The organism is Methylobacterium sp. ap11 (genome assembly GCF_900110515.1).
In the GTDB taxonomy this organism is placed as follows: domain Bacteria; phylum Pseudomonadota; class Alphaproteobacteria; order Rhizobiales; family Beijerinckiaceae; genus Methylobacterium; species Methylobacterium ajmalii.
Map to the genome: position 1 here is coordinate 185,669 of NZ_FOEB01000001.1, position 22,238 is coordinate 207,906.

Below are 22,238 nucleotides of genomic sequence, written 5' to 3' on the forward strand. Positions count from 1 at the left end.
TCCATGCACGAATTTTATTGAGGTTCGGATGGCATGCACGACGATCGAGAATTTCTCCCGGTTCGTAGCGGCACGACCCGGCGCGCGGCGGTCGCATCGGGATTCAGCAGGCGATCGGACGGCCTGGATCTCGCGGCGTTCGCGTCGGTGCATACCCTCGGGCCGGAATCGACGAGCAGCCATCTCGCGGCCCGGCACTTCATGGCGGCGATGTCCCTCGAATTGGCGATCGTTCTGCATGACAAGTTCGAAGACATCCTTCACGGCGACCGCCAGGTCCGTGGCCGCCTGGTTATCGTTCCGAGCGCGTTCGCGGGTGCGCACAAGTTCTTCATGGCCGAGGATATCGAGCTGATCGGTTGCTTCTGCCACGATACGCCGCCCTATCATGTCGCGTGGCGGCGTGGAGCGGGCACCTTGCGCGACGGCGTCGATCCCGAGCGCTCTTGCGCCATGCCGCTCATCGCGAGCCATCCCGCGCCGGTCGATCTCATCCCGCGGATCCTGCCGGCGGGATCCCGGTTCAGGGTCGCCCATTACTGCTCCACCGTCGCGGCCGCGCGCGCCGTTCTGGTGAACGACGCCGACATGGCGCTGTGCAATCTCTCGACCATTGCCGAGTTCGGGCTCGAATCCTCGGGGGTCGGGATCGTCATCCAGATGACGTGGAACGTCTTCGCGCAGGGAGGGCCGGCGGCACGAGTCCGTATTTTCCGGAAGGGCGACGCATCCATCCGTTTCCCGGGATCAGCGCGGTGGTCTACACGCTCGGAGATCCGGCCGACACGAGCGTCATGATCGCCGAAGTCGCGCCGGGAGCCGTCGTGCCGGTCCACGCCCATGACGAGCATCAGATCGGCCTCTGTCTCCGCGGTCGCTTCGTCATGGAGGTCGATGGGCGCGACCACCCCATGCCGGCACTCGAACGCGCCTATTTCGCGCCGGGCGGCACGCCACATGGCGCGCGCAACGAGAGCGGGACGACGGCCGTCACGGTGGACATCAAGCGCAAGCCGATCCCCAGCGAGGAGGGGCAGCTGACACGCGGCGCGTCCGGCACGGTCGTACTGCCCCTCACCGAGGCGCGTGCGGTCAAGGGCGGCCTCGCTGTCAGCTTCTTCGTCGGACCCTGGTTCGAGATCATGCTCTCGCACTTGGCGCCCGGGGCGGTGATGCCGCTCCATACCCATCGCGGCTCCCAGATCGGGATCGGCGTCGCGGGCACCTACACGATGAGGGTCGGCGACGAGGTTCGGACCTTCGGGCCGGAGGCGGTGTACCACGCCCCTGATCACGTACCTCATTCGGGCTGGAACGACGAGGGACCGGCCGCATCCTCGCTCAACGTCTTCATTCCGCCCCGGTGGAACCTCCGTCCGAAGCGGGAGCGCGCATGAGCCGCCGTGACGAAGCTCTCCGCACGGTCGTCGTCACGGGGGCCGGATCGGGCATCGGACGTGCGACCGCCCTCTGCTTCGCCGGGCGTGGCGCACGGGTCGTCGCCATGGACGTCGACGCGCGCGCGGTCGCCGTCCTCGTCGCCGACATCGCCGCCCGCGGCGGCGTGGCGGAAGCGGTTTCGGCCGATGTCGCCGACGCGGCATCGGTGGGGGCCGCCTTCTCGCGCATTGCGGCGACCTGCGGTGCCGTCGACACGCTCGTCAACAACGTCGGGATCGAGATAGCCGGTCCATTGATCGATTTCAGTCTCGACGACTACGAGAGGTTGTTCTCGGTCAACGTGAGATCTGTGTTTCTCTGCTCGCGCGCCGTTCTGCCGCTGATGACGGGCACGGACGGCGCCAGCATCGTCAATCTGGCCTCGGTCGCATCGTTCCGCACTTGGCCGGGCGACGGGATCTACAGCGCCACCAAGGCCGCCGTGCTCTCCCTGACCAGAGCCTTCGCCGCGGAACTCGCCCCGTCCGGCATCCGGGTCAACGCCGTCGCTCCGGCCGTCGTCGACACGCCGATGACCGATCGCGCGCTGGCCTGCGAGGCCGATGCGGTCGAGGGACGGCGGCGGCGCGAGCGCCTGCATCCGCTCGGCCGCCTGGCGCGACCGGAGGAGGTCGCGGACGCGGTGTACTTTCTCGCCTCGAAGTACGCCTCGTTCACGACGGGCGCCTGCCTGACTGTCGATGGCGGACTATTGACGTAGGGATATAAGCGCATAATCTTCATGCTTATCCTTGAGATCGGGCGCATGTTGCGACAGGAAAATGCAAAAAATATTATCATCAAGCTGATTCTTGTGCAGATATTCTGGGCAAGAACCTTCGTAGCGAGTGAAATCGCGCTCCATGAGCAGCCGGCCGCGACGACGGCGGTCGTGCGCTTCGTCGTCACGACCGTCTGTAACGTCGCGATGTGCCTGGCCGCGGGCGGGCAGCAGGGCCCTCTGGGCGCGCGTCTGAGGGGGCTCGCCGGGCGCGACTGGGCGGTCCTGGCGGCCATGGGCTTCTTCGGTGTAGCCGCCTACACGATCCTGCTGCATCTCGGGCTGCGCCACTCCACGGCGGCGAATGCCGCCCTGCTGATCCCGACGACGCAGCCGGTCTTCACCGCCGTCCTGGGTGGGATCGTTCTCCGGGAGACGGTGCCGACGAAGCTCTGGCTCGGCCTCGCCTGCGGGCTGGTCGGGGCGATCCTCGTGATCACGCACGATGCGGGGGGATCCGTCGCGCTGTCGTCCAACGTCGTCATCGTCCTGTCCGCCCCGCCTTCTCCTGCTACGCCGTGTCGGCCAAGTTCGCTCCGGACGGGCTGAGCTCGCTCGAGACGACGACGCTGTCGTTCGGGTTCGGAACGCTCTTCCTGCTCCCGCTGCCGCTCCTGCTGGGTGAGCCTCTCGACCTCGCGCACGCCTCCCGGACCTTCTGGCTGTCGATCGGTTACCTGGCGATCTTCGCGACGCTTCTGGCCTATCTCTGGTGGAACCAGGGCGTGAAGGCCCTCGGTGCATCCCGGACCGGCATCTTCACCTTCCTGATGCCGCCCTTCGCGGTCGCCCTGGCAGCTCTCGTGCTGGGCCACGCCCCGGCGATCCAGCAGATCTTCGGCGGATGCCTGGCGCTCGGCGGCGTGGCCCTGGCGACGCTCGATCGTCCCCGCATGCGTCTCCTCTCATCGAAGCAGGCTCCGCGATGACGCCCCTTCACCTGCGCGACGGCGTGATCTGGCTCGACGGCCGCCGGGTTCCCTGGCCCGAGGCGACGCTGTACGTCCTCAGCCACGGCCTGCACTACGGCACCGCCGCGTTCGAGGGGGTACGGGTCTATGGCGGGCGGCCGTTCAAGCTACGGGAGCATTGCGAGCGGCTGGCTTTCTCGTGCCGGACGGTCGGCATCGCGCTCCCCTTCGACGTGGATCGCCTCGTCGCGGAGATCGAGGCCTATGCCCGGGCGTGCCGGTTCGACGATGCCTATCTCCGGCCGATCGCCTGGCGGGGCGCCGACGAACTCGGGATCGTCGGCCGTTCCACCGATTGCCGTCTCGCCGTCGCCGGTTGGGACTGGTCGGGACCCCATCCCGGTGCCGCAGAGGCCGGCCTGTCGCTCGGTATCGGTCCCTGGCGCCGGCCGGCGCCGACCATGTGGCCGCTCCAGGCCAAGCTGTCGGGTCTCTACGCCATCGGGTCGATGAACGTCGCCGCGGTCCGGGCCCACGGCTTCGACGACGCGCTCGTCCTCGCGCCGGACGGCACGCACGTGGCCGAGTTGTCGGGCGCCAACATCGTCTTCGTACGCGACGGGACCCTCGTGACCCCGCCCACCGACCATGCCCTCGACGGCCTGACCCGCCAGGAGATCGTTTCCCTGGCCGCTGCTCTCTCGATCCTGGTCGAGGTCGCCGACGTCGCGCTCTCGGACATCGCGGCGTTCGACGGCGCGTTCGCAACGGGTACGGCCTACGAGGTGGTGCCCGTGGCGCGGATCGGAGACCATCGGTTCGATCTCGGGACCGGCGGCCTGCGGCGTGTCCTCGATCCGCTGCGGCAGGCCTATCGCGAGCGGACGCGCGGGGGATAGCGCACGGCCTGCGACGGGATCGCGCGCGATCCCGGGCTCCGCGGTGATGCGGCGCTTGCCGCACGGGTTGGCGTTGCCGGTCCTGCCGGGGTAAGTCCCTGGCCGCGCGTCGCTCAAGGGCAGCCCGTCCCCGCGACGACCCGGAGTTCCCGACACCATGTCCGACCTCACCCTCGACGCCGCCTCGACCCTCGTGACCGCCGCCCTCAAGGCCGGCCGCGACCTCGGGCTCAAGCCCCTGGCGGTGGTGGTGCTCGACGCCCGCGGCGCCCTCAAGGCGGCCTCCGTCGAGGACGGCACCAGCCTCAAGCGGGCCGAGATCGCCCTCGGCAAGGCCAACGGCGCCCTGGCGCTCGGCATCGGCTCGCGCGCCATCGCCAAGCGGGCCGAGGAGCAGGCCTACTTCGTCGCCGCCGTGACCCACGTGGCGGGCCCCGCCGGCCTGATCCCGGTCCCGGGCGGCGTGCTGATCAAGCGCGACGGCGTGCTCCTCGGCGCGGTCGGCATCTCGGGCGACACGTCCGACAACGACGAGAAGGCGGCGCTCGCCGGCATCGAGGCCGCCGGCCTCCAGGCCCAGGCCGGCGCCTGAGCCCGGCGATGCGGCGCCGGGACGTCCTCGCGGGCTTCGCCGCCGCATCCTTGGGCGCTGCGCCCTTCGGCGCGGCGGTCCCCGCCCGCGCGGCCGGCCCCGCCGCCTACCGGCGCGGCAACGGCGCCGATCCCGAGACCCTCGACCCGCACAAGACCTCGACGGTGGCCGAGGCGACGATCCTCCTCGACCTCTACGAGGGCCTGAGCACCTACGGCGCCGACGGCGACCTGATGCCGGGGGCGGCCGCGGGCTGGACCACCTCCGCCGACGGCCTCACCTGGACCTTCGCGATGCGCCCCGACGGGCGCTGGTCGAACGGCGACCCGGTCGTCGCCGACGACGTCGTGCACGGCTTCCGCCGCATGCTCGACCCGGCGACGGGGGCGAAATACGCCAGCGTGCTGGCGCCGATCCTGAACGCCGAGGCGGTCAACCGCGGGGCGATGCCGGTCGACGCCGTCGGGGTCGCGGCGCCCGACCCGCTCACGGTGGTGATCCGGCTCGCCCAGCCGACCCCCTACTTCGTCGAGCTGATGGCGCACCAGGCGAGCACGCCGCTCCACCGGCCGTCCCTCGCCCGATACGGCGACGCCTTCACGCGGCCCGGCCACCTCGTGTCGAACGGCGCCTACGTGCTGAAGGATTTCTCGCCCAACGACCGGATCACGGCGGTCCGCAACCCGCACCACCGCGACGCCGCCGCGATCGCGATCCCCCGGGTCGAGTACATCCCGACCCCCGACCTCGCCGCCGCGGTGCGCCGCTTCGCCGCCGGCGAGATCGACTCCCTCGAGGACCTGCCGGCCGACCAGGTGAAGGCGCTCAAGACCCGCTTCGGCGCGGGCGTGGTGCTCAACCCCGCCCTCGGCGTGCTGGCGCTGATGGTCAACGTGCGCAAAGCCCCCCTCGGCGACGCCCGGGTGCGCCGGGCCCTGTCGCTCGCCCTCGACCGCGAGTTCCTGGCCGAGGCCGTGTGGGGCGAGACGATGCTGCCGGCCTATTCGCTGACGCCGGCCGGGCTCGACAACGCGCTTCCCCCGCCGACGATGCCCGGCCGGGACCTCTCGCCGCTCGAGCGCGAGGATGCGGCGGTCGCGCTCCTGCGCGAGGCCGGCTACGGCCCGGGCGGGACCCCGCTCGCGGTCGAGCTGCGCTACAACATCACCGACAACAACCGGAACACCATGGTGGCGATCGCCGACATGTGGCGCCCGCTCAACGTCGCGACGGCCTTCGCCGCCACCGACGCCAAGACCCATTTCGCCTACCTGCGCGACGGCGGCCCGTTCGACCTCGCCCGGATGAGCTGGCTCGCCGACTATGCCGACCCGCAGAACTTCCTGTTCCTGGTCGAGAGCGGCAACGACGGCTTCAATTCCGGGCGCTACGCCAACCCGGCCTACGACGCCCTGATGCGCGAGGCCGCCCGCGAGACCGATCTCGCGGCCCGCGCCCGGATCCTCTACCGTGCGGAAGAACTCTTCCTCGCCGACCTGCCCTGGATCCCGCTGCTGCATTACCGGCACAAGCACCTGATCGGCCCGCGCCTGCGCGGCTTCCAGCCCAACCTGCGCGGCGTCTCGCCGACGCGCTGGCTGTCGCTCGCGTGATGCCCCGCGCATGATTCCTTACGTGCTGCGCCGCCTCGCCCAGGCCGTCCCGACGCTGTTCGTCGTCGTCACCCTGTCGTTCTTCCTGGTGCGGCTGGCGCCGGGCGGTCCCTTCGACTTGGAGCGCCCGCTGCCGGCCGCCGCGATGGAGAATTTGCGCCGGGTCTACGGCCTCGACCAGCCGCTGCTCGTCCAGTACGGCCGCTACCTCGCGGCGTTGGCGCGGGGCGATCTCGGGCCGTCCTTCTCGGTGCGCGACCTCTCGGTGGCCGAATTGTTCGCCCGCGGCCTGCCGGTCTCGATGACGCTGGGTGGGCTCGCCCTCCTCGTCTCGCTCGTTCTCGGCACGCTGCTCGGGGGGCTGTCGGCCCTGCGGCGAGGCTCGGCCCTCGACCACGCGATGACGACGCTCGGCACCTTCGCGCTCACCGTGCCGGGCTTCGTGGTCGCGCCGCTCCTCCAGATCGCCTTCGGGCTGTCGCTGCACTGGCTCCCCGTCGGCGGGTGGGACGACGGCAGCCCGAAGAACCTCGTCCTGCCGGTCGTCACCCTGGCGCTGCCGCAGGTCGCCGTGGTGGCCCGCCTCGTCCGGGCCGGCCTCGTCGAAGTGTTCGACCGGCCGCACTGGCGCACCCTGCGGGCGCTCGGGCTCCCGCCCCGCACCCTGGCGCTCCACGGCCTGCGCGGCGCGGCGCTCCCCGTCGTCTCCTATCTCGGCCCGGCGGCGGCGGGGCTCCTCACCGGCTCGGTGGTGGTCGAGACGGTCTTTGGCCTGCCCGGGGTCGGGCGCTACTTCGTCGACGGGGCGATCAACCGCGACTACACGCTGGTGCTCGGCACGGTGGTGCTGATCGCGGTCTTCGTCCTCGTGCTCAACCTCCTGTCCGACCTCGCCTGCGCCCTCATCGATCCCCGCCTGAGGGATTTCGGGTGAGCCCGTCCCCGTCCGGCCTCGCCTTCGCCGAGGCCTCGCTCCTCGCCCGCGCCCGGCGCCGCCTCCTCGGCGATGGGCTCGCGCGGGCCTGCGCGGCGCTCCTCGCCGTGGTGGCGCTCGCCTGCCTTCTCGGGCCCTTCGTCACCGGCCACCCCTACGACCGGCTCTACTACGATTATCCGGGCGTCCCGCCCTCGCTCGCGCTCTACCCCAGGCCCGAGGCCGTGGGTCCGGCCCTCGACCGGCTCGCCCTCCGCATGCGGGTGCGGGCCGAGGACGTGGCGGTCACCGGGGAGGCGGTGCGCCTGACGCTCGCCTCCGACCGGCCGATCGACGACCGGGTGCTCACCTTCTTCTCCCGCTCCGACACCTTCGGCGAGGCCCGCCTCCTCGGGCGGTCGGAGGACGGGCGGCGGCTCACCGTCGAGGCGCCGTTGCGCGCTCTGCGCTTCCTCGCCGGCACCGACGCGCTCGGGCGCGACCTCCTCACCCGCACGCTCACGGCGGGCCGCCTGTCCCTGGCGCTCGGCCTGCTGGCGACCGCGGTGGCGCTCGGCATCGGGGTGGCCTACGGGGCGCTCGCCGGCACGCTCGGCGGGCGGGTCGACGCGGCGATGATGCGCCTCGTCGACATCCTGTACTCCCTGCCCTTCGTGTTCTTCGTCATCATGCTGGTGGTGTTCTTCGGCCGCTCGGTGGCGCTGATCTTCGTCGCGGTCGGCGCCGTCGAATGGCTCGACATGGCCCGCATCGTCCGGGCGGAGGCGCAGGCCATCCGCCGGCGCGACTACGTCCGGGCGGCCGAGGCGCTCGGCCTCTCGACGGGCGCGATCCTGCGCCGGCACGTCGTGCCCAACCTCCTCGGCCCCGTCGTCGCCTTCGCGGCCCTGATGGTGCCGCGAGTGATCCTGCTCGAGAGCTTCCTGTCGTTCCTCGGTCTGGGCGTGCAGGAGCCGGCGACGAGCTGGGGCGTCCTGATCGCCGACGGCGCCCGCTCCCTCGAGACCGCGCCGTGGATGCTGATCGTGCCGGCCTCGTTCCTCGTCGCCACCCTGCTCGCCCTGACGCTGCTCGGCGAGCGCCTGCGCGACGCCCTCGACGTGCGGGGGTGAGCGTATGACCCTGCTGCAGTTGCGCGGCCTGACCGTGCGCTACCCCGAGGCCGGCGTGACGGCGCTCGACGGTCTCGACCTCGACCTCGCACGCGGCGAGACCCTGGCCCTCGTCGGCGAATCCGGTTCGGGCAAGAGCCAGGTCGCGCTCGCGATCCTCGGCCTGCTGCCGCCCCAGGCGCGGGTCTCGGGGAGCGTGCGCTTCGACGGGACCGAGCTGACGGCGCTGGACCGCCCCGCCCTCGACCGGATCCGCGGCGCCCGCATCGGCCTGGTGTTCCAGGAGCCGATGACGGCTTTGGACCCGCTCTTCGCCGTCGGCCACCAGATCGCCCTGCCGCTGCGCGCCCATCGCTCCCTGAGCCGGCGCCAGGCGGCGGCGCGGGCGCGCGAGCTCCTCGACCTCGTCGGCATCCGCGATGCGGGCTCGCGCCTCTCGGCCTATCCGCACGAGCTCTCCGGCGGCGAGCGCCAGCGGGTGATGATCGCCATGGCGCTCGCCGGCGAGCCCGACCTCCTCATCGCCGACGAGCCGACGACGGCCCTCGACGTCACCGTCCAGGCGCAGATCCTGGCGCTGCTCGCCGACTTGAAGCGGCGCCTCGGGCTGGCGCTGCTGTTCATCACCCACGACCTGCGGCTGGTGCGGCGCATCGCCGACCGTACCGCGGTCCTGCGCGCCGGGCGCCTCGTCGAGACCGGGCCGACCGGGGCGCTGTTCCGGAACCCGCGGGCGCCCGAGACCCGCGATCTGCTGACCGCCGAGCCGGCGGGCCGCAAGGCGCCGGTGCCGGCGGGGGCCCCCGTGGTGCTGGAGGCGCGCGGCGTGTCGGTCGGCTATCCCGGCCGGCGGCGCTTCCTGCGGGCGGAGCCGCCGCGCCTCGCGGTCCGCGGCATCGACCTGACCCTGCGGGCCGGCCAGACGATCGGGGTCGTCGGCGAATCGGGCTCGGGCAAGTCGAGCCTCGGCCGGGCGCTCCTGCGCCTCGAACCCGCCTCCCACGGCCTGGTGCGGTTCGAGGACCGCGACCTGACCGCCCTCGACCGGGCAGCGCTCCGCCCCCTGCGCCGGGGCTTCCAGCCGGTGTTCCAGGACCCGATGGGCTCGCTCTCGCCGCGCCTCACCGCCGGCGAGATCGTGGCGGAGGGCCTGCGGGTCCACGCGCCGCACCTGGGCGCCGCCGAGCGCGACGCCCGGGCGGCGGAAGCCTTCGCGGAGGTCCGCCTCGATCCGGCCTGGCGCCACCGCTTCCCGCACGCCTTCTCGGGCGGGCAGCGCCAGCGCATCGCCATCGCCCGGGCGATGATCCTGCGGCCCCGCCTCGTCGTCCTCGACGAACCGACCTCGGCCCTCGACCGCACGGTGCAGCGCGACATCGTCGCCCTGCTGCGCGACCTCCAGGCGGCGCACGGCCTCGCCTACCTGTTCATCTCCCACGACCTCGCGGTGGTGCGCGCGCTCGCCGACACCGTGCTGGTCCTGCGCGCCGGCCGCGAGGTTGAGCGCGGCCCGACCGACGCGGTGCTGGCGCGCCCGCGCGAGGCCTATACGCGGGCGCTCGTGGCGGCCGCCGACCTCGACGGCGATCTCTCGCAGGCGTGAGGCGTCCCGGGCCACCCCGCCCTTGAACCTCCGGCGGCGGCGCGCCACTTCGCGCCTTCCGACAGGGCAATTTTGGGAGAACGAGACAGATGCGCTCCGCGCTCGCCCTCACGCTGCTCGCGCTGGCGGCCGCTGCCCCGGCCGCCGCCCAACCGGCCCCGAAGGGCCCGAAGGCTCCGCCGCCGCCCAAGGAGGCGCCCCCGCCCGATCCCGTCGCCGCGATGCTGTTTCCGTGCCGGACGCCGGAGGAGATCTGCTACGTCGGCGTGGTCAAGGACGGCAAGGTCACGGTGCTGTTCACCAACGACCGCAAGGCCGACGAGATCGCCGGCAAGCCGGTGGCCGTCTCCGGCGACGGTCTCGACCTCGCCAAGAGCGAGAACCGTACCGTGATGCTGGTCGGCAGCTACGACGCCAAGGACGGCCTGACCAAGGCCGAGGTGGTCGACGTCGCGAGCCCGCTCGTCGCCTTCGCGCTCAAGACCACCATCGGCGGCGGCGAGGCCGACGAAGGGGGCGACGAGCCCCCCGCGCCCCCGCCCCCGGCGCCGCGCAAGAAGTAAGACGCACCCCTGTCCGGACCCTTCCGCGCAGGGCTGTCTGGGGAAAGCTGTGGCGCGTCTCCCCTCTCCCGTGTGGGAGAGGGGTCGGGCGATCGAAGATCCCGCGTGAGGGAGACACGCTTCAGTATGAAACGCTGAGTGTCGTGCTGGCAGCGGAACGGTCAGCGCTTCACTCGGCAGCGTGTCACCCTCGTGCGATCTTCGATCGCCCCTACCCCTCTCCCACACGGGAGAGGGGATCCCGCGCTTGATTTTAAAAGAGATTTTTCCCGGGCAGCTCGGCCTCCCGCGCGAGAAGGGTCTTGCCCCGGCCATGCCCTGGCAAACCGGTTGATGTACTAAAACATTAGTGCTTCAATGGCGCGTCATAGGCTGCCGGACCGGCGGCCGCGGAGCGGCGAAGTCGTCCGGGTGGCGGGGAGGATCGGTGGCGGCACGGCGTCCCACGGGCTTTCTCCCGCCCGCGGCCTCGGCGCCCGACCGGAGAGCCCCGATGCCCCTGAGCCCCGAGACCCGCGCGACGCTGAAGACCGTCAGCACCGCGACCCTGGCCACCGCCCTGTTCAAGCGCGGCCTGCGCAACCAGTTCATCCAGGACGTGCGCCCCCTCAACCCGCAGGCCGGGACGATGGTCGGCGAAGCCTACACCCTGCGCTACATCCCGGCCCGGGAGGACCTGAACACGCTCGCGGTCTTTCGCGATCCCGGGCATCCGCAGCGCGTCGCGGTCGACCAATGTCCGGAAGGCGCGGTGCTGGTGATGGACAGCCGCAAGAACCCGCGGGCGGCCTCCGCCGGGGCGATCCTGGTGACGCGGCTGATGAAGCGGGGCGCGGCCGGCGTCGTCACCGACGGGGGCTTTCGCGATTCCCCCGAGATCGGCGCCCTGCCCTTCCCGGCCTACCACAACCGCCCGTCCGCCCCGACCAACCTGACCCTGCACCAGGCGCTCGACATCAACGTGCCGATCGGCTGCGGCGACGTCGCGGTGTTTCCCGGCGACGTGGTGGTGGGCGACGGCGAGGGCGTGATCGTGATCCCGGCGGAGATCGCCGACGAGATCGCCGCGGAGGCGGCCGAGATGACGGTGTTCGAGGATTTCGTGCTGGAGGAGGTTCAGAACGGCCGCGGCGTGATCGGCCTCTATCCGCTGATCGACGAGCAGGCGAAGGCCGACTTTGCGGCCTGGCGGCAGAAGACCGGGCGCTGAGCCGGCGATCCGGCCTACAGCATCATCCCGACCATCAGCACCGCCACCATCGTGGCGGTGGCGCCGAGCGCCGCGGCCCACAGGCCGGCCTCGGCGCTGTATCCGGCGCGGCCGTTATCGTTCGCCGGTTGCGGCAGCGCGCTCGGGAAGCGGCGCCACTTGCGCAGGTGCGACGGCGCGGTCGCGATCAGGTGCGGCTGGGGAGCGACGGCGTTGTGGCGGCACGACATGGGTTGGCGCTCCACGGGGAAGCTCGCACGACGGAGTGGTATCGGGCCTGGCGCCGAAGCACGACGGCAGGGGGTCGGGGAGAGAACGCCGATCTCCGCGCAACGATCCGTCCCCAGCGTAAATTCGGTCCCGGAGGCCCGTCCGGAGACAGGATCTGTCCTACGATGCTCCCCTGGGACGGGCCGCGCCGGATGGCCGGGCGCGGCCCGGGCCGGGCGCAAACCTCCGCCCGGCCGGTCCCGTCGACCCGCTGCGATCAGAACAGCGAGTCGGCGTTCGAGTAGCGGTCGGCCAGGCGGTCGGCCTCGCCGGCATCCTCGCGCAGCATCGGCTTGGCCTCGTTGGCGAAGGTGCGGCCGACCTGGCTGTCGCCGAAGCGCGAATAGGTCTCGTAGAGCTGTACGCTGTCGCCCTGGGCCCGGGCCTGGTCGGCGGTGTAGAGCGCGTCGAAGCGCTTGCCGCTCGGAGCGGCCTGCAGGCGCGCCAGGCGCTGCTCGCGGGCCGGGTCGAGGGCGACGCGGCGGCCCGGGGTGCCCGGGTTGGTGTCGACGAGCGAGCGGCCGAAGGCCGGCTGGCCCTGGAGCACGTTGCCGACCACCGCGATCGGCGCGGTGGCGATGGCGAGCGGCGCCGTCAGGATGCCGCCCGAGCCGAGGAGGCCGCCGTTGCCGGCATCGCCCACCACGGTGCCGGCCGGGCTCAGCGAGGTGCCCCGCGGCAGGAGCGCGTCGGTGGTGGCCTGGCGGTTGACGATCGTCTGCTCGGCGTAGCCGCGCACGGCGCGGTTGCCCGACTTCTGCAGCGCGAGGCGGCTCGCCTCGATGTTGTAGGCGTCGCTGCGCAGGGCCTCGGCCCGGAACGCCTCGGTGGATTCGGCCGCCGGACGGTCGTTCGGGAAGATCACGAGGTTCTGGGCCGCGGCCGGCAGGCTGCCGGCGACCGTCACGGCGAGCGCGGCCAGAAGTGCAGTGCGAGACATTGAACAGAGTCCATTCGTGTATAGCTTTGCCGTACGGATGACCGCACTGCGAAAGCTTGACGCCCCTTCGCCGCCACAACCTGCCTCTCTCGTGAAAGTTCCGCAGCGGGAGCGAAGCGCCGTTAGGTCCCGTCCCGCGGCCCGTCCCCGGCGTCGCGCTCCCGGTCGAGCAGGGCCCGCTTGCGGGCGACGCCCCAGCGGTAGCCCGACAGGCCGCCGTCCTGGCGCACCACCCGGTGGCACGGCACCGCGACCGCGATCGGGTTGGCGCCACAGGCGAGCGCCACCGCCCGGGCGGCCTTGGGCATGCCGATCGCCTGGGCGATCTCCGCGTAGGTCGCGGTGCGCCCGGGCGGGATCGCCCGCAGGGCCTGCCAGACCCGCTGCTGGAAGGCGGTGCCGCCGATGTCGAGCGGCAGGGCCGGGGCGGCGCCCGGGGCCTCGACGAGGCCGATCGCCAGCGCCACCGTCGCCTCGAACGCCGCGTCGCCTCCCGTCAGCGCCGCCTTCGGGAAGCGGTCCTGGAGGTCGCGCAGCAGCGCGTCGGGCTCGTCGCCGAGCAGGATCGCGCAGACGCCGCGCTCGGTCGCCGCCACCAGGACGTGGCCCAGCGAGCAGGCGCCGACCGCGAAGCGGATCGCCGCGCCCTCCCCGCCCCGGCGATAGGCGGTCGGCGTCATGCCGAGGCGCTCCGGCGCTGCGTCGTAGAACCGGCTCGCCGCGCCGTAGCCGGCCTCGTAGATCGCATCCGTCACGGTCTTGTCCTCCTGCCGCAACCCGTCCGCCGCCCGCGCCGCCCGCCGGGCCGCGCCGTAGGCCCGCGGCGTCACCCCGGTGACCTGCTTGAACACCCGATGGAAATGGTAGGGGCTCAAGCCCGCCGCCGCCGCGAGGTCGGCGAGCGCCGGCGATGTCTCCGCCGCCTCGATCCGCCGGCAGGCCCGGGCCACCGCCTCGGCCTGGCGCTCGGCCAGGCTCGCTTCGTTCGGCCGGCAGCGCCGGCAGGGCCGGAAGCCCGCGGCCTCCGCCGCCGCGCAGGTCGGGTGGAAGCTGACGTTCTCGGGCCGGGCCGGCCGGGCGGCGCAGCTCGGCCGGCAATAGACCCCGGTCGTGCGCACCGCGTAGACGAACAGGCCGTCCGCCGCCCGGTCGCGCCGGGCCACCGCGGCGAAGCGCGCGGTGTCGTCGAGGGGCGGGGAAGCGGCGGCGGGGTCCGGGTTGCGCATGGGCCTCGTGCCTTCCTGTCCGGGCGACGGCGTCATCCTGGCCCCGTCGCCGTCACGCCGCATCCCGGCGCTTGCTGCCGAATTCCGGCGTCTCGCACGGCCCGGCTTGATCGAGGTTTACTCCCGCGGACCTTTCTCCGCCGCCCCCGACACCGGGGAAGCGGCGGCCGGTCGGGGGTGGGTCGGGCCGCGCGAGCGGGCCCGGCGCCCCCGCCCGCCACGCCTCCTCCCCGGCCGGCGGGGGCCTTCTGCTCCTCGGATCTCCTCCGCTTGCCCCGCGGCCCACAGGGTCGCGGGGTTTCGTTTGCCGGGCGGCGATTGCGGTGGAGCGTGGCGGCCGGGCTCTTGGCCGGACGGCCGGCCCGGGGGTAAGCCTTGCCCCAAGCAACGACATGCGCCGCCGCCGCGCGGCCGCTGGGCTTCGGGGTGACCGCCGCTTGACCGACGCGCTCGACGACATCGCCGCCATCCTGGAGCGCACCGGCGACTACCGGGTGCTGCGCCGCCTCGGCCCCTTCGTGCCCCCGGCCGCGGAGCCCGACGAGCCGACCTTCGTCGGCCTGATCCTCGACACCGAGACCACCGGCATCGACGTGACCGCCGACGAGGTGATCGAGCTCGGCATCATCAAGTTCGAGTACGGCGCCAGCGGGCGGATCTACCGGGTACTCGAGCGGTTCAACCAGCTCCACCAGCCCTCCATCCCGATCCCCGAGGCGGTGGTGCGCCTGACCGGCATCACCGATGCCGACGTCGCAGGCCAGCGCATCGACGACGCGGCGGTCGAGGCGCTCGCCGCCGAGGCCCGGGTCGTCATCGCCCACAACGCCCGCTTCGACCGGCAGATGTGCGAGCGCCGCTGGCCGGTCTTCGTCTCGCGCAACTGGGCCTGCTCCTGCCACCAGATCCCCTGGCGGGCGGAGGGCCACGAGGGGATGCGGCTCGGCCACCTGCTCGCCGACCACGGCCATTTCCACAACGGCCACCGGGCGATCGACGATTGCGAGGCGCTGCTGGCCATCCTCGCCCGGCCGCTGCGCACCTCCGGCCGCCTCGCCTTCACGGCGCTGCTCGAGGCGGCGCGCCGCCCCACCGTGCGGCTCTGGGCCTCCGACGCCCCGATCGCCCTCAAGGACCGGCTCAAGGACCGCAACTACCGCTGGTCGCCCCGGCGCCGCTGCTGGTACGTCGACCTCGACGAGGAGCAGATCGAGATCGAGCGCACGTTCCTGTCGCGCGAGATCTACCGCGGCACCCTGCCCTCCGGCCTGCCCGCCGACCGCTTCACGGCGCGGGACCGGTTCTCGAACCGGGCGGATCCGGAGGCGTAGGGGCACGGCGGCAGCCTCGCCAATCCGGAGACGGGCACGCCATTCAGCCGTCGCGCGTCCGCAGCCAGCCTATCATCGCGCGTGCTTCGGCCTCCGCGGCGGTCGCGGTCGAGAAAAGGCCCGGCCGCCCCTCCCCGGCATCGGCCCACCAGCTGTATTCGCCGTTCTCGTCGTTCTCGCTCCGGAACAAGGCGTGCCGGTAACTGTGCAGGCCATCGGACCGCCGGAAAATCCAGATGCAGTGCAGCCCGTCCCGGCTGATGATCTGAGCGACGAGCGTGTGGGGCGCCTCGAGGCAGGCTTCACGCAGACCGAGCAAGGCACGGGCCGCCCGGGTCGAAGTCGACATCACCCGTGCCCGGGCGGAAAGCCGCATCTCCAAGTTCTCAATGCGAATGAGGTGCTCGACGATTGCGGTCTCGTAGGCCGATCTGCCCCGCAACAGGGCGACGATGCCCGGGATGTACCGATCATACGCGTCCCGTGGCCCCTCCGTTCTCATACCGATCGGGTCCCAGATATGCCGCAAGACGCCGCTCACATGCGCGGCGAGTGCCCGGTCGGCGTCATCGTTGGTCGCGGTCATCCGGCACCTCCAGGAAGGCGCTTGCGCGCGCAGGCTCGCCCCGCCCCGCTCGCGGCGACGCACAGCCGCGAAACCCGAGGATAGCTCGTGGAACGGAGTGCGACGGCGGCGCCGTCGCCCCGTGTCAGCAGCGCCACATGCTCGCCTCGCCCGCTCTGGTATGGGAGAGCTTGACCCCTCCTCCCCACAGCTTTCCCCGAGCCCCGCATGACCGTCGTCGAGGACACCACCTGCCCGCGCGGGCCCCATCCCGTGCTCGCCGTCACCGGCCTCGCCCGCGAGGCGCGGCTCGCCGCGGGGCCCGGCGTGGCGACGGTGGGGGCCGGGGGCAACCCGGAGCGGCTGCGGGAGGTGCTCAAGGGGCGCGCGGCCCCGGGCTGCCGGGCGGTGATGAGTTTCGGCATCGCCGGCGGGCTCGCGCCCGATCTCGTGCCCGGCGACGTCGTGGTGGCGACGGGAGTGAGCGCCGGCGGCGTCCGGCACCCGGCGCACCCGCAGGTCGTCGCGGCCCTCGCCCGCCGGCTCGCGGACGCGCCGGTGCGGGTAGTGCTCGCCGATGTCGTCGGGGTGGAGGCGGCGGTGCTGTCGCCGCACGCCAAGGCGGCCTTGCGGGCGGAGACCGGGGCGGCGGCGGTCGACATGGAATCCCACGTCGCGGCCGCCTTCGCGGAGGCGCACGGGCTGCCGTTCTGCGCCGTGCGGGTGGTGTGCGACCCGGCCGACCGCGCCCTTCCGGCGGCGATCGCCCAGGCCCTGAAGCCGGACGGCGAGCCCGACATCCTCGCCGTTCTGGCGGCGCTGGCGCGCCGCCGAGCCACGGTGAGCGGGCTGGTCCGCCTCGCCCGCGACTCGTCGGCGGCCTTCGCCGCGTTAGGCCGCTGTCGCGCGCTTCTTGGCGTCGGCCTTGGCGTCCCGGATCTCGGAGAGCTTCTGCGCGACGTTGCGTGAGAACACGAACTCGGCCGGGCGCTGGTTCTCGAGGGAGATCTCGGGGGCCATCTCGCCCTCGGTCTTGATCCCGCGCAGCGCGTAGATCACCGGCTTCCACGGCTTCTTCACCGAGTCGACCACCGAGGAGGCCTCGTAGCCGGAATGCACCATGCAGTCGGCGCACTTCTCGTAGTTGCCGGTGCCGTAGGAATCCCAGTCCGTGGTCTCCATCAGCTCCTTGAAGGTCTTGGCGTAGCCCTCGCCGAGCAGGTAGCACGGCTTCTGCCAGCCGAAGACCGTCCGGGTCGGGTTGCCCCACGGGGTGCAGTGGTAGGTCTGGTTGCCGGCCAGGAAGTCGAGGAACAGGCCCGACTGCTGGAAGGTCCACTTCTCGCGGCCCTTCTCCTTGCCGAGGCGGAACACGCCGCGGAACAGGTCCTTGGTCGCCCGGCGGTTGAGGAAGTGCTGCTGGTCGGGGGCGCGCTCGTAGGCGTAGCCGGGGGAGACGGTGATGCCGTCGATGCCCATCCGGGTCACGCTGTCGAAGAAGTCCGCGATTTTGTCGGCCGAGGAGTTGTTGAAGAAGGTGCAGTTGATCGTGACCCGGAAGCCCATCTCCTTGGCCTTCTGGATCGCAGCCACCGCCTTGTCGTAGACGCCGCGCTGGCACACCGACTGGTCGTGCATCTCCTTGTCGCCATCGAGATGGATCGACCAGGTGAAGTACGGGCTCGGCTTGTACTGCGCGATCTTCTTCTCGAGGAGAAGCGCGTTGGTGCAGACGATCGCGAACTTCTTCTGGGCGATGATGCCCTCGACGATCTGCGGCAGGTCCTTGTGCAGCAGCGGCTCGCCGCCCGCGATGACCACCACCGGTGCGCCGCACTCGCGGACCGACTCGAGCGCCTCGTCGACCGGCAGGCGCTTGTTGAGGATCTCGTCCGGATAGTCGATCTTGCCGCAGCCTGCGCAGGCGAGATTGCACCGGAACAACGGCTCCATCATCATGACAAGCGGGTAACGCTTGCGGCCGGTGAGGTGCTGCTTGAGGATGTAGCCGCCGATCTTCGCGACGTACCGGAGAGGAATGCCCAAGACCAAGGCTCCTTGTGTCGTGGTTCGTGTCGGGTGCTGTGCCAAGCGGGCTGATTAGCCCGAAAAGTGGCGGATTTCCAGCAAGCTAGGTTCGAAAGGGTCCAGGCTGGGTGCCAAAGCGCCTAACTGTGGCCCAAACTCGACGGAAGCGGGAAGCTCACGCCCTCGACAATGCCCGGCAAACTGGAGATCCGCACCGGGGTGCGACGCTGCAGCGCAGCAATCACCTCGGCGATCGAGGCCTCGGGCGTCGAGGCGCCGGCGGTCAGCCCGAGCGTGCGGATCCCGTCGAGGTCGACCTCCGCCAGGTCCTCGGCCCCCTCGACGAGGTGGCTCGGCCGCCCGGCCTCGGCCGCGACCTCGCGCAGGCGGTTGCAGTTCGAGGAGGTCCGCGCCCCCACCACCAGGATCAGGTCGGCGACCGCCGCGAGGGCCCGCACGGCGGCCTGGCGGTTCTGGGTCGCGTAGCAGATGTCCCGGGTCTCCGGCCCGACGAGGTCGGGGAAGCGCCGGTGCAGGACCGCGACGATCGCCCGCGTGTCGTCGACGCTGAGCGTCGTCTGGGTGACGTAGGCGAGCTTCGCGTCGGCGGGCAGGTCGAGGGCTTCGGCCTGCGCCACGTTGCCGACGAGGTGGACCGCGCCGTCGATCCGCCCGAGCGTGCCCTCGACCTCGGCGTGGCCGGCATGGCCGATCAGCACCACGGTGCGGCCCTGCGCGGCGTAGAGCTGCCCTTGCCTGTGCACCTTGGCGACCAGCGGGCAGGTGGCGTCGATCACCGGGAGCCCGCGGCGCGAGGCCTCCGACTCCACCGCCCGCGCGACGCCGTGGGCCGAGAAGATCGTGACGGCGCCGTCGGGCACCTCGTCGAGGCGCTCGACGAAGCGGGCGCCCCTGGCCTCGAGGTCGGCGACGACCCGGCCGTTATGGACGATGGCGTGGCGCACGTAGACCGGGCGGCCGTCGTCCCGGGCCAGCGCCCGCTCGACCACCTCGACGGCCCGCACCACGCCGGCGCAGAAGCCCCTGGGCTGGGCCAGCACGAGGTCGATCCCGTTGTCCCGCGTCCCCGCCACGCGCCCTCCGCGCCTCCGTTCCGGTGCCCGTGTCCGGGACCTGTGCCGCCGGGCGGAACCCGGCCGTCCCGCCGAGGTGTAGGGTGGGGCCGGCGGCCCGGTAAAGCCGCGGGCGCGCCGCGGCGGCCCGCCCGGACGGCCGTCCGGGCCGGGGATGCGTTTGCGTCCAACGCGTTGCAATCGGGCCTGCGGGTCATTACCTAGCGCGCCACGGACGCGCTTCCGGTACAGGAGCGAGGCGGGTTGCGGGCCGTGACCATGGGCGCCGCCGCCCTGCGCGCTATACTGGTCCCGGCCGGCGCGGGCCCGCGGGGATCGTCGCCGTTCCGGCCATCGGGCCGGACCGATCCAGGGGATTCCACCGGGCCGCCGCATTCCGCCGCGCGGCCCGCGAGCTAGAGGCAGGCTTCGCATCGTGATCGAACGGCTCGTGGCGTTTTCCGTACACCGGCGCTGGCTCGTCCTCGTGGCCGCGCTGCTGCTCACCGTCGCGAGCGCCGGCACGGCGGCGCACCTCTTCCGCATCAACACCGACGTCGAGCGCCTGATCACGCCGGACGTGCCCTGGCGCCAGGACGAGATCCAATTCGAGAAGACCTTTCCGCAGCGCAGCAACCTGCTCGTCGCGGTGGTCGACGGGCAGACCCCGGAACAGGCCGAGGAGGCGGCGAACCGCCTGACTAAGGCGCTCTCGACCCACAAGGACCTGCTGCCGGTCGTCTACCGGCCCGACGGCGGCCCGTTCTTCGACAAGAACGGCCTCCTGCTGATGCCCCAGAAGGACCTGGAGCAGACGACCGAGAAGCTGATCCAGCAGCAGGGCCTGCTCGGGCCGCTCTCGGCCGACCCGTCCCTGCGCGGCATCATGCAGGCGATGGTGATGGGCGCTCAGGGGGTGAAGGCCGGCCAGGCCAAGCCCGACGACCTCGTCGGCCCGATGGGCCAGATGAAGGAGGTCTTCGACCGCGTCCTCAAGGGCGAGCGGGCCCAGCTGTCCTGGCAGCTGCTCCTGTCGGGCGGCAAGGCGGAGCCCGGCGACCTGCGCCGCTTCGTCATCGCCCAGCCGGTCCTCGACTACGACGCCCTCCAGCCCGGCGAGAAGGCGAGCCAGCTGATCCGCGACACCGCCCGCAGCCTCGGCCTGACCGAGGCCAACGGCGTGCGGGTGCGCCTGACCGGCCAGGTCGCGGTGGCGGACGACGAGTTCGCGACGCTCGCCGACGACGCGGCGCTGAACTACTCGGTCACCGGCGGCGCCATCGTGCTGTTCCTGTGGCTGGCGCTGCGCTCCGGCAGCCTCGTCGTCGCGGTGCTGATCACCACCTTCGCGGGGCTCATCGTCACGGCGGCGCTCGGCCTCCTGATGGTCGGCGAGCTCAACCCGATCTCGGTCGCCTTCGCGGCCCTGTTCGTCGGGCTGGGCATCGATTTCGGCATCCAGTTCGCGGTGCGCTACCGCGCCGACCGCTTCACCGAGGAGAACCTCGAACGGGCGATCCGCTCGGCCGCCCGCGGCGTCGGCTGGTCGCTGACGCTCGCCGCGGTGTCGCTGCTCGCCGGCTTCTTCTCGTTCCTGCCCACCGACTTCCGCGGCGTGTCCGAGCTCGGCCTGATCGCCGGCGCCGGCATGATCGTCGCCTACCTGTTCTCCCTCACCATGCTGCCGGCGCTGATCGCCGTGCTGCGGCCGCCGGGCGAGAAGCAGGAGGTCGGCACCGCCGGCATGGCCTCGGTCGACCACTGGATCCTGGCCAACCGCAAGCTCGTCCTGGTGCTCACCGGCCTCGTCACGGTCGCGGGCCTGCCGCTGCTCTACTGGCTGCCGTTCGACTCGAACCCGATGCACCTGCGCAGCGCCAAGGTGGAATCGGTCGCGACCTATCTCGACCTGACCAAGGACCCGAAGACCAGCCCCAACACCATCGACGTCATCGTGCCCAACCGCGACGCCATCGCCCCGATGGTGAAGCGGCTCACCGCCCTGCCGAGCGTCTCCGGGGTGATCGACATCGACACCTTCGTCCCGCCCGACCAGGACCAGAAGCTCGCGACCATCGAGGACGCCGCCCAGGTGATGGGCCCGGTGCTGAACCCGCCCCGCGTCGCCCCGGCTCCCAACGACCGCGAGACGGTGACGGCGATCCGCAACGCGGTCGCGGCTTTGCGCGGCATCTCCCAGGGTGCCCAGCAGGGCGGCGCCTCCGGCCCGCTCGCCACCATCCAGGGCTTCACCGACACCCTCGACCGACTCGCCGGCGCCGAGCCGTCGGTGCGCGAGGCCGCCGCCGCCGCGACGGTGCCGAACCTCAAGGCCCTGCTCACCCGCCTGCGCGGCCTGCTCTCGCCCGAGAAGGTCACGCTCGAGAACCTGCCGGCGCAGATCCGCTCCGACTGGATCGCCGCCGACGGCAAGGCCCGGATCGAGGTGCAGCCCAAGGGCAACTCGAACGACAACGCGGTCCTGCGCCAGTTCTCCAAGGAGGTCCTGAGCGTGGCCCCGCACGCGACCGGCGCGCCGGTCGCCACCACGCGGTCGAGCCACACGATCCTCGGCGCCTTCGTCGAGGCGGGCCTCCTGGCGCTGCTCTCGATCTTCATCATCCTGTCGGTGGCCCTGCGCCGCCCCTGGGACGTCGCCATGGCGCTCGGCCCGCTGGTGCTCGCCACCCTGTGGACGCTGGAGGCGCTCTACCTGATCGGCATGCCGCTCAACTTCGCCAACATCATCGCGCTGCCGCTGATGCTGGCGGTGGGCGTGGCGTTCCACATCTACTACGTGATCGCCTGGCGGGCCGGCGTCGCCGACATGCTGGCCTCGAGCCTGACCCGGGCGATCTTCTTCTCGGCGCTCACCACCGGCACCGCCTTCGGCTCGCTGGTCCTGTCGAGCCACCCGGGCACCGCCAGCATGGGCAAGCTCCTCGCCCTGTCGCTGTTCTTCACCCTGGTGGCCGCCTTCTTCATCGTCCCGGCCTTCCTCGGGCCGCCGCCGAAGCAGAAGGCCAAGGACGGGGCGCCGGAGAACGCGGCGCGGCGCGATCCGCTGATCCCGGCCTGAGGGCCGGGAGAAGAGCCGATAATGACGAGGCCCGCCCCTCTCCCCGAGGGGCGGGCTTTTTTTTTCAT

Annotated in this window: 22 protein-coding genes; 16 read left to right on the forward strand and 6 right to left on the reverse strand. The window is 72.1% G+C overall.

Annotation, left to right across the window (positions count from 1 at the left end; translation table 11 throughout):
- The first annotated feature begins 33 nt into the window (after positions 1–33).
- The 13 genes from BMX97_RS00820 (at position 34) to BMX97_RS00875 (ending at position 11,658) form a co-directional block, all read left to right on the forward strand.
- Positions 34–798 carry a hypothetical protein gene (locus tag BMX97_RS00820; protein WP_091744458.1) on the forward strand — a complete coding sequence of 255 codons (765 nt, stop codon included), beginning with the start codon at positions 34–36 and terminating at the stop codon, positions 796–798.
- Positions 756–1,397 carry a cupin domain-containing protein gene (locus tag BMX97_RS00825; protein WP_091744460.1) on the forward strand — a complete coding sequence of 214 codons (642 nt, stop codon included), beginning with the start codon at positions 756–758 and terminating at the stop codon, positions 1,395–1,397. The genes BMX97_RS00820 and BMX97_RS00825 overlap by 43 nt, the downstream gene beginning before the upstream one ends.
- Complete coding sequence (locus BMX97_RS00830; RefSeq protein ID WP_091744462.1) at positions 1,394–2,161, forward strand: SDR family NAD(P)-dependent oxidoreductase; 768 nt, start codon at positions 1,394–1,396, stop codon at positions 2,159–2,161. Before BMX97_RS00825 ends, BMX97_RS00830 begins: the two co-directional genes overlap by 4 nt.
- 21 nt (positions 2,162–2,182) lie before the next feature.
- Positions 2,183–2,770 (forward strand): DMT family transporter, encoded by a 588-nt coding sequence (locus BMX97_RS33285; RefSeq protein ID WP_210187610.1) that lies wholly within the window; start codon positions 2,183–2,185, stop codon positions 2,768–2,770.
- Positions 2,740–3,150 carry a DMT family transporter gene (locus tag BMX97_RS33290; protein ID WP_210187611.1) on the forward strand — a complete coding sequence of 137 codons (411 nt, stop codon included), beginning with the start codon at positions 2,740–2,742 and terminating at the stop codon, positions 3,148–3,150. The genes BMX97_RS33285 and BMX97_RS33290 overlap by 31 nt, the downstream gene beginning before the upstream one ends.
- The gene (locus tag BMX97_RS00840) at positions 3,147–4,031 is read left to right on the forward strand and encodes an aminotransferase class IV (RefSeq protein ID WP_177202079.1); all 885 of its coding nucleotides are present in this window, start codon (positions 3,147–3,149) and stop codon (positions 4,029–4,031) included. The genes BMX97_RS33290 and BMX97_RS00840 overlap by 4 nt, the downstream gene beginning before the upstream one ends.
- Before the next feature lie 157 nt (positions 4,032–4,188).
- Positions 4,189–4,623 carry a GlcG/HbpS family heme-binding protein gene (locus tag BMX97_RS00845; RefSeq protein ID WP_091744466.1) on the forward strand — a complete coding sequence of 145 codons (435 nt, stop codon included), beginning with the start codon at positions 4,189–4,191 and terminating at the stop codon, positions 4,621–4,623.
- An 8-nt stretch (positions 4,624–4,631) separates the two neighbouring features.
- Positions 4,632–6,236: a peptide ABC transporter substrate-binding protein gene (locus BMX97_RS00850; RefSeq protein ID WP_177202080.1), complete on the forward strand. Its 1,605-nt coding sequence runs from the start codon at positions 4,632–4,634 to the stop codon at positions 6,234–6,236.
- A 10-nt stretch (positions 6,237–6,246) separates the two neighbouring features.
- Entirely contained in the window at positions 6,247–7,170 is a 924-nt protein-coding gene (locus BMX97_RS00855; RefSeq protein WP_091744470.1) for an ABC transporter permease, read from the forward strand.
- Positions 7,167–8,282, forward strand: coding sequence for an ABC transporter permease (locus BMX97_RS00860; protein WP_091744472.1), 1,116 nt, complete (start codon positions 7,167–7,169; stop codon positions 8,280–8,282). Before BMX97_RS00855 ends, BMX97_RS00860 begins: the two co-directional genes overlap by 4 nt.
- A 4-nt stretch (positions 8,283–8,286) precedes the next feature.
- On the forward strand, positions 8,287–9,885 hold the full coding sequence (locus BMX97_RS00865) for an ABC transporter ATP-binding protein (RefSeq protein ID WP_091744474.1): 1,599 nt from the start codon (positions 8,287–8,289) through the stop codon (positions 9,883–9,885).
- Positions 9,886–9,974: 89 nt separating this feature from the next.
- Positions 9,975–10,448, forward strand: coding sequence for a hypothetical protein (locus BMX97_RS00870; RefSeq protein ID WP_091744477.1), 474 nt, complete (start codon positions 9,975–9,977; stop codon positions 10,446–10,448).
- A 493-nt stretch (positions 10,449–10,941) separates the two neighbouring features.
- Positions 10,942–11,658: a ribonuclease activity regulator RraA gene (locus BMX97_RS00875; protein ID WP_091744479.1), complete on the forward strand. Its 717-nt coding sequence runs from the start codon at positions 10,942–10,944 to the stop codon at positions 11,656–11,658.
- Positions 11,659–11,672: 14 nt separating this feature from the next.
- On the opposite strand, the gene BMX97_RS00880 is transcribed toward BMX97_RS00875, so the two are convergent.
- From BMX97_RS00880 to ada, 3 genes are all read right to left on the reverse strand, one after another.
- Entirely contained in the window at positions 11,673–11,903 is a 231-nt protein-coding gene (locus BMX97_RS00880; RefSeq protein ID WP_177202081.1) for a hypothetical protein, read from the reverse strand.
- 242 nt (positions 11,904–12,145) lie between these two features.
- The gene (locus tag BMX97_RS00885) at positions 12,146–12,868 is read right to left on the reverse strand and encodes a DUF4142 domain-containing protein (RefSeq protein ID WP_091744481.1); all 723 of its coding nucleotides are present in this window, start codon (positions 12,866–12,868) and stop codon (positions 12,146–12,148) included.
- A gap of 122 nt (positions 12,869–12,990) precedes the next feature.
- Entirely contained in the window at positions 12,991–14,094 is a 1,104-nt protein-coding gene (ada, locus tag BMX97_RS00890; protein WP_091744483.1) for a bifunctional DNA-binding transcriptional regulator/O6-methylguanine-DNA methyltransferase Ada, read from the reverse strand.
- Between the two features lie 437 nt (positions 14,095–14,531).
- Here ada and BMX97_RS00895 point away from each other — a divergent pair, with 437 nt between their 5' ends.
- Positions 14,532–15,425: a 3'-5' exonuclease gene (locus BMX97_RS00895; RefSeq protein WP_091744485.1), complete on the forward strand. Its 894-nt coding sequence runs from the start codon at positions 14,532–14,534 to the stop codon at positions 15,423–15,425.
- 43 nt (positions 15,426–15,468) lie between these two features.
- Here BMX97_RS00895 and BMX97_RS00900 read toward each other — a convergent pair whose 3' ends face one another.
- Positions 15,469–16,011, reverse strand: coding sequence for a hypothetical protein (locus BMX97_RS00900; RefSeq protein ID WP_091744487.1), 543 nt, complete (start codon positions 16,009–16,011; stop codon positions 15,469–15,471).
- 207 nt (positions 16,012–16,218) lie between these two features.
- Between BMX97_RS00900 and BMX97_RS00905 the strand changes: the two genes are divergently transcribed.
- On the forward strand, positions 16,219–16,959 hold the full coding sequence (locus BMX97_RS00905) for a phosphorylase (RefSeq protein ID WP_091744489.1): 741 nt from the start codon (positions 16,219–16,221) through the stop codon (positions 16,957–16,959).
- On the opposite strand, the gene hpnH is transcribed toward BMX97_RS00905, so the two are convergent.
- Entirely contained in the window at positions 16,882–18,036 is a 1,155-nt protein-coding gene (gene hpnH / locus BMX97_RS00910; protein WP_048428969.1) for an adenosyl-hopene transferase HpnH, read from the reverse strand. The two genes, BMX97_RS00905 and hpnH, sit on opposite strands and share 78 nt — an antisense overlap.
- A gap of 122 nt (positions 18,037–18,158) precedes the next feature.
- Complete coding sequence (ispH, locus tag BMX97_RS00915) at positions 18,159–19,112, reverse strand: 4-hydroxy-3-methylbut-2-enyl diphosphate reductase (RefSeq protein WP_244538214.1); 954 nt, start codon at positions 19,110–19,112, stop codon at positions 18,159–18,161.
- Positions 19,113–19,527: 415 nt separating this feature from the next.
- On the opposite strand from ispH, the gene BMX97_RS00920 reads away from it, so the two are divergent.
- Positions 19,528–22,170 carry an MMPL family transporter gene (locus BMX97_RS00920; protein WP_091744493.1) on the forward strand — a complete coding sequence of 881 codons (2,643 nt, stop codon included), beginning with the start codon at positions 19,528–19,530 and terminating at the stop codon, positions 22,168–22,170.
- Positions 22,171–22,238: the final 68 nt, after the last annotated feature.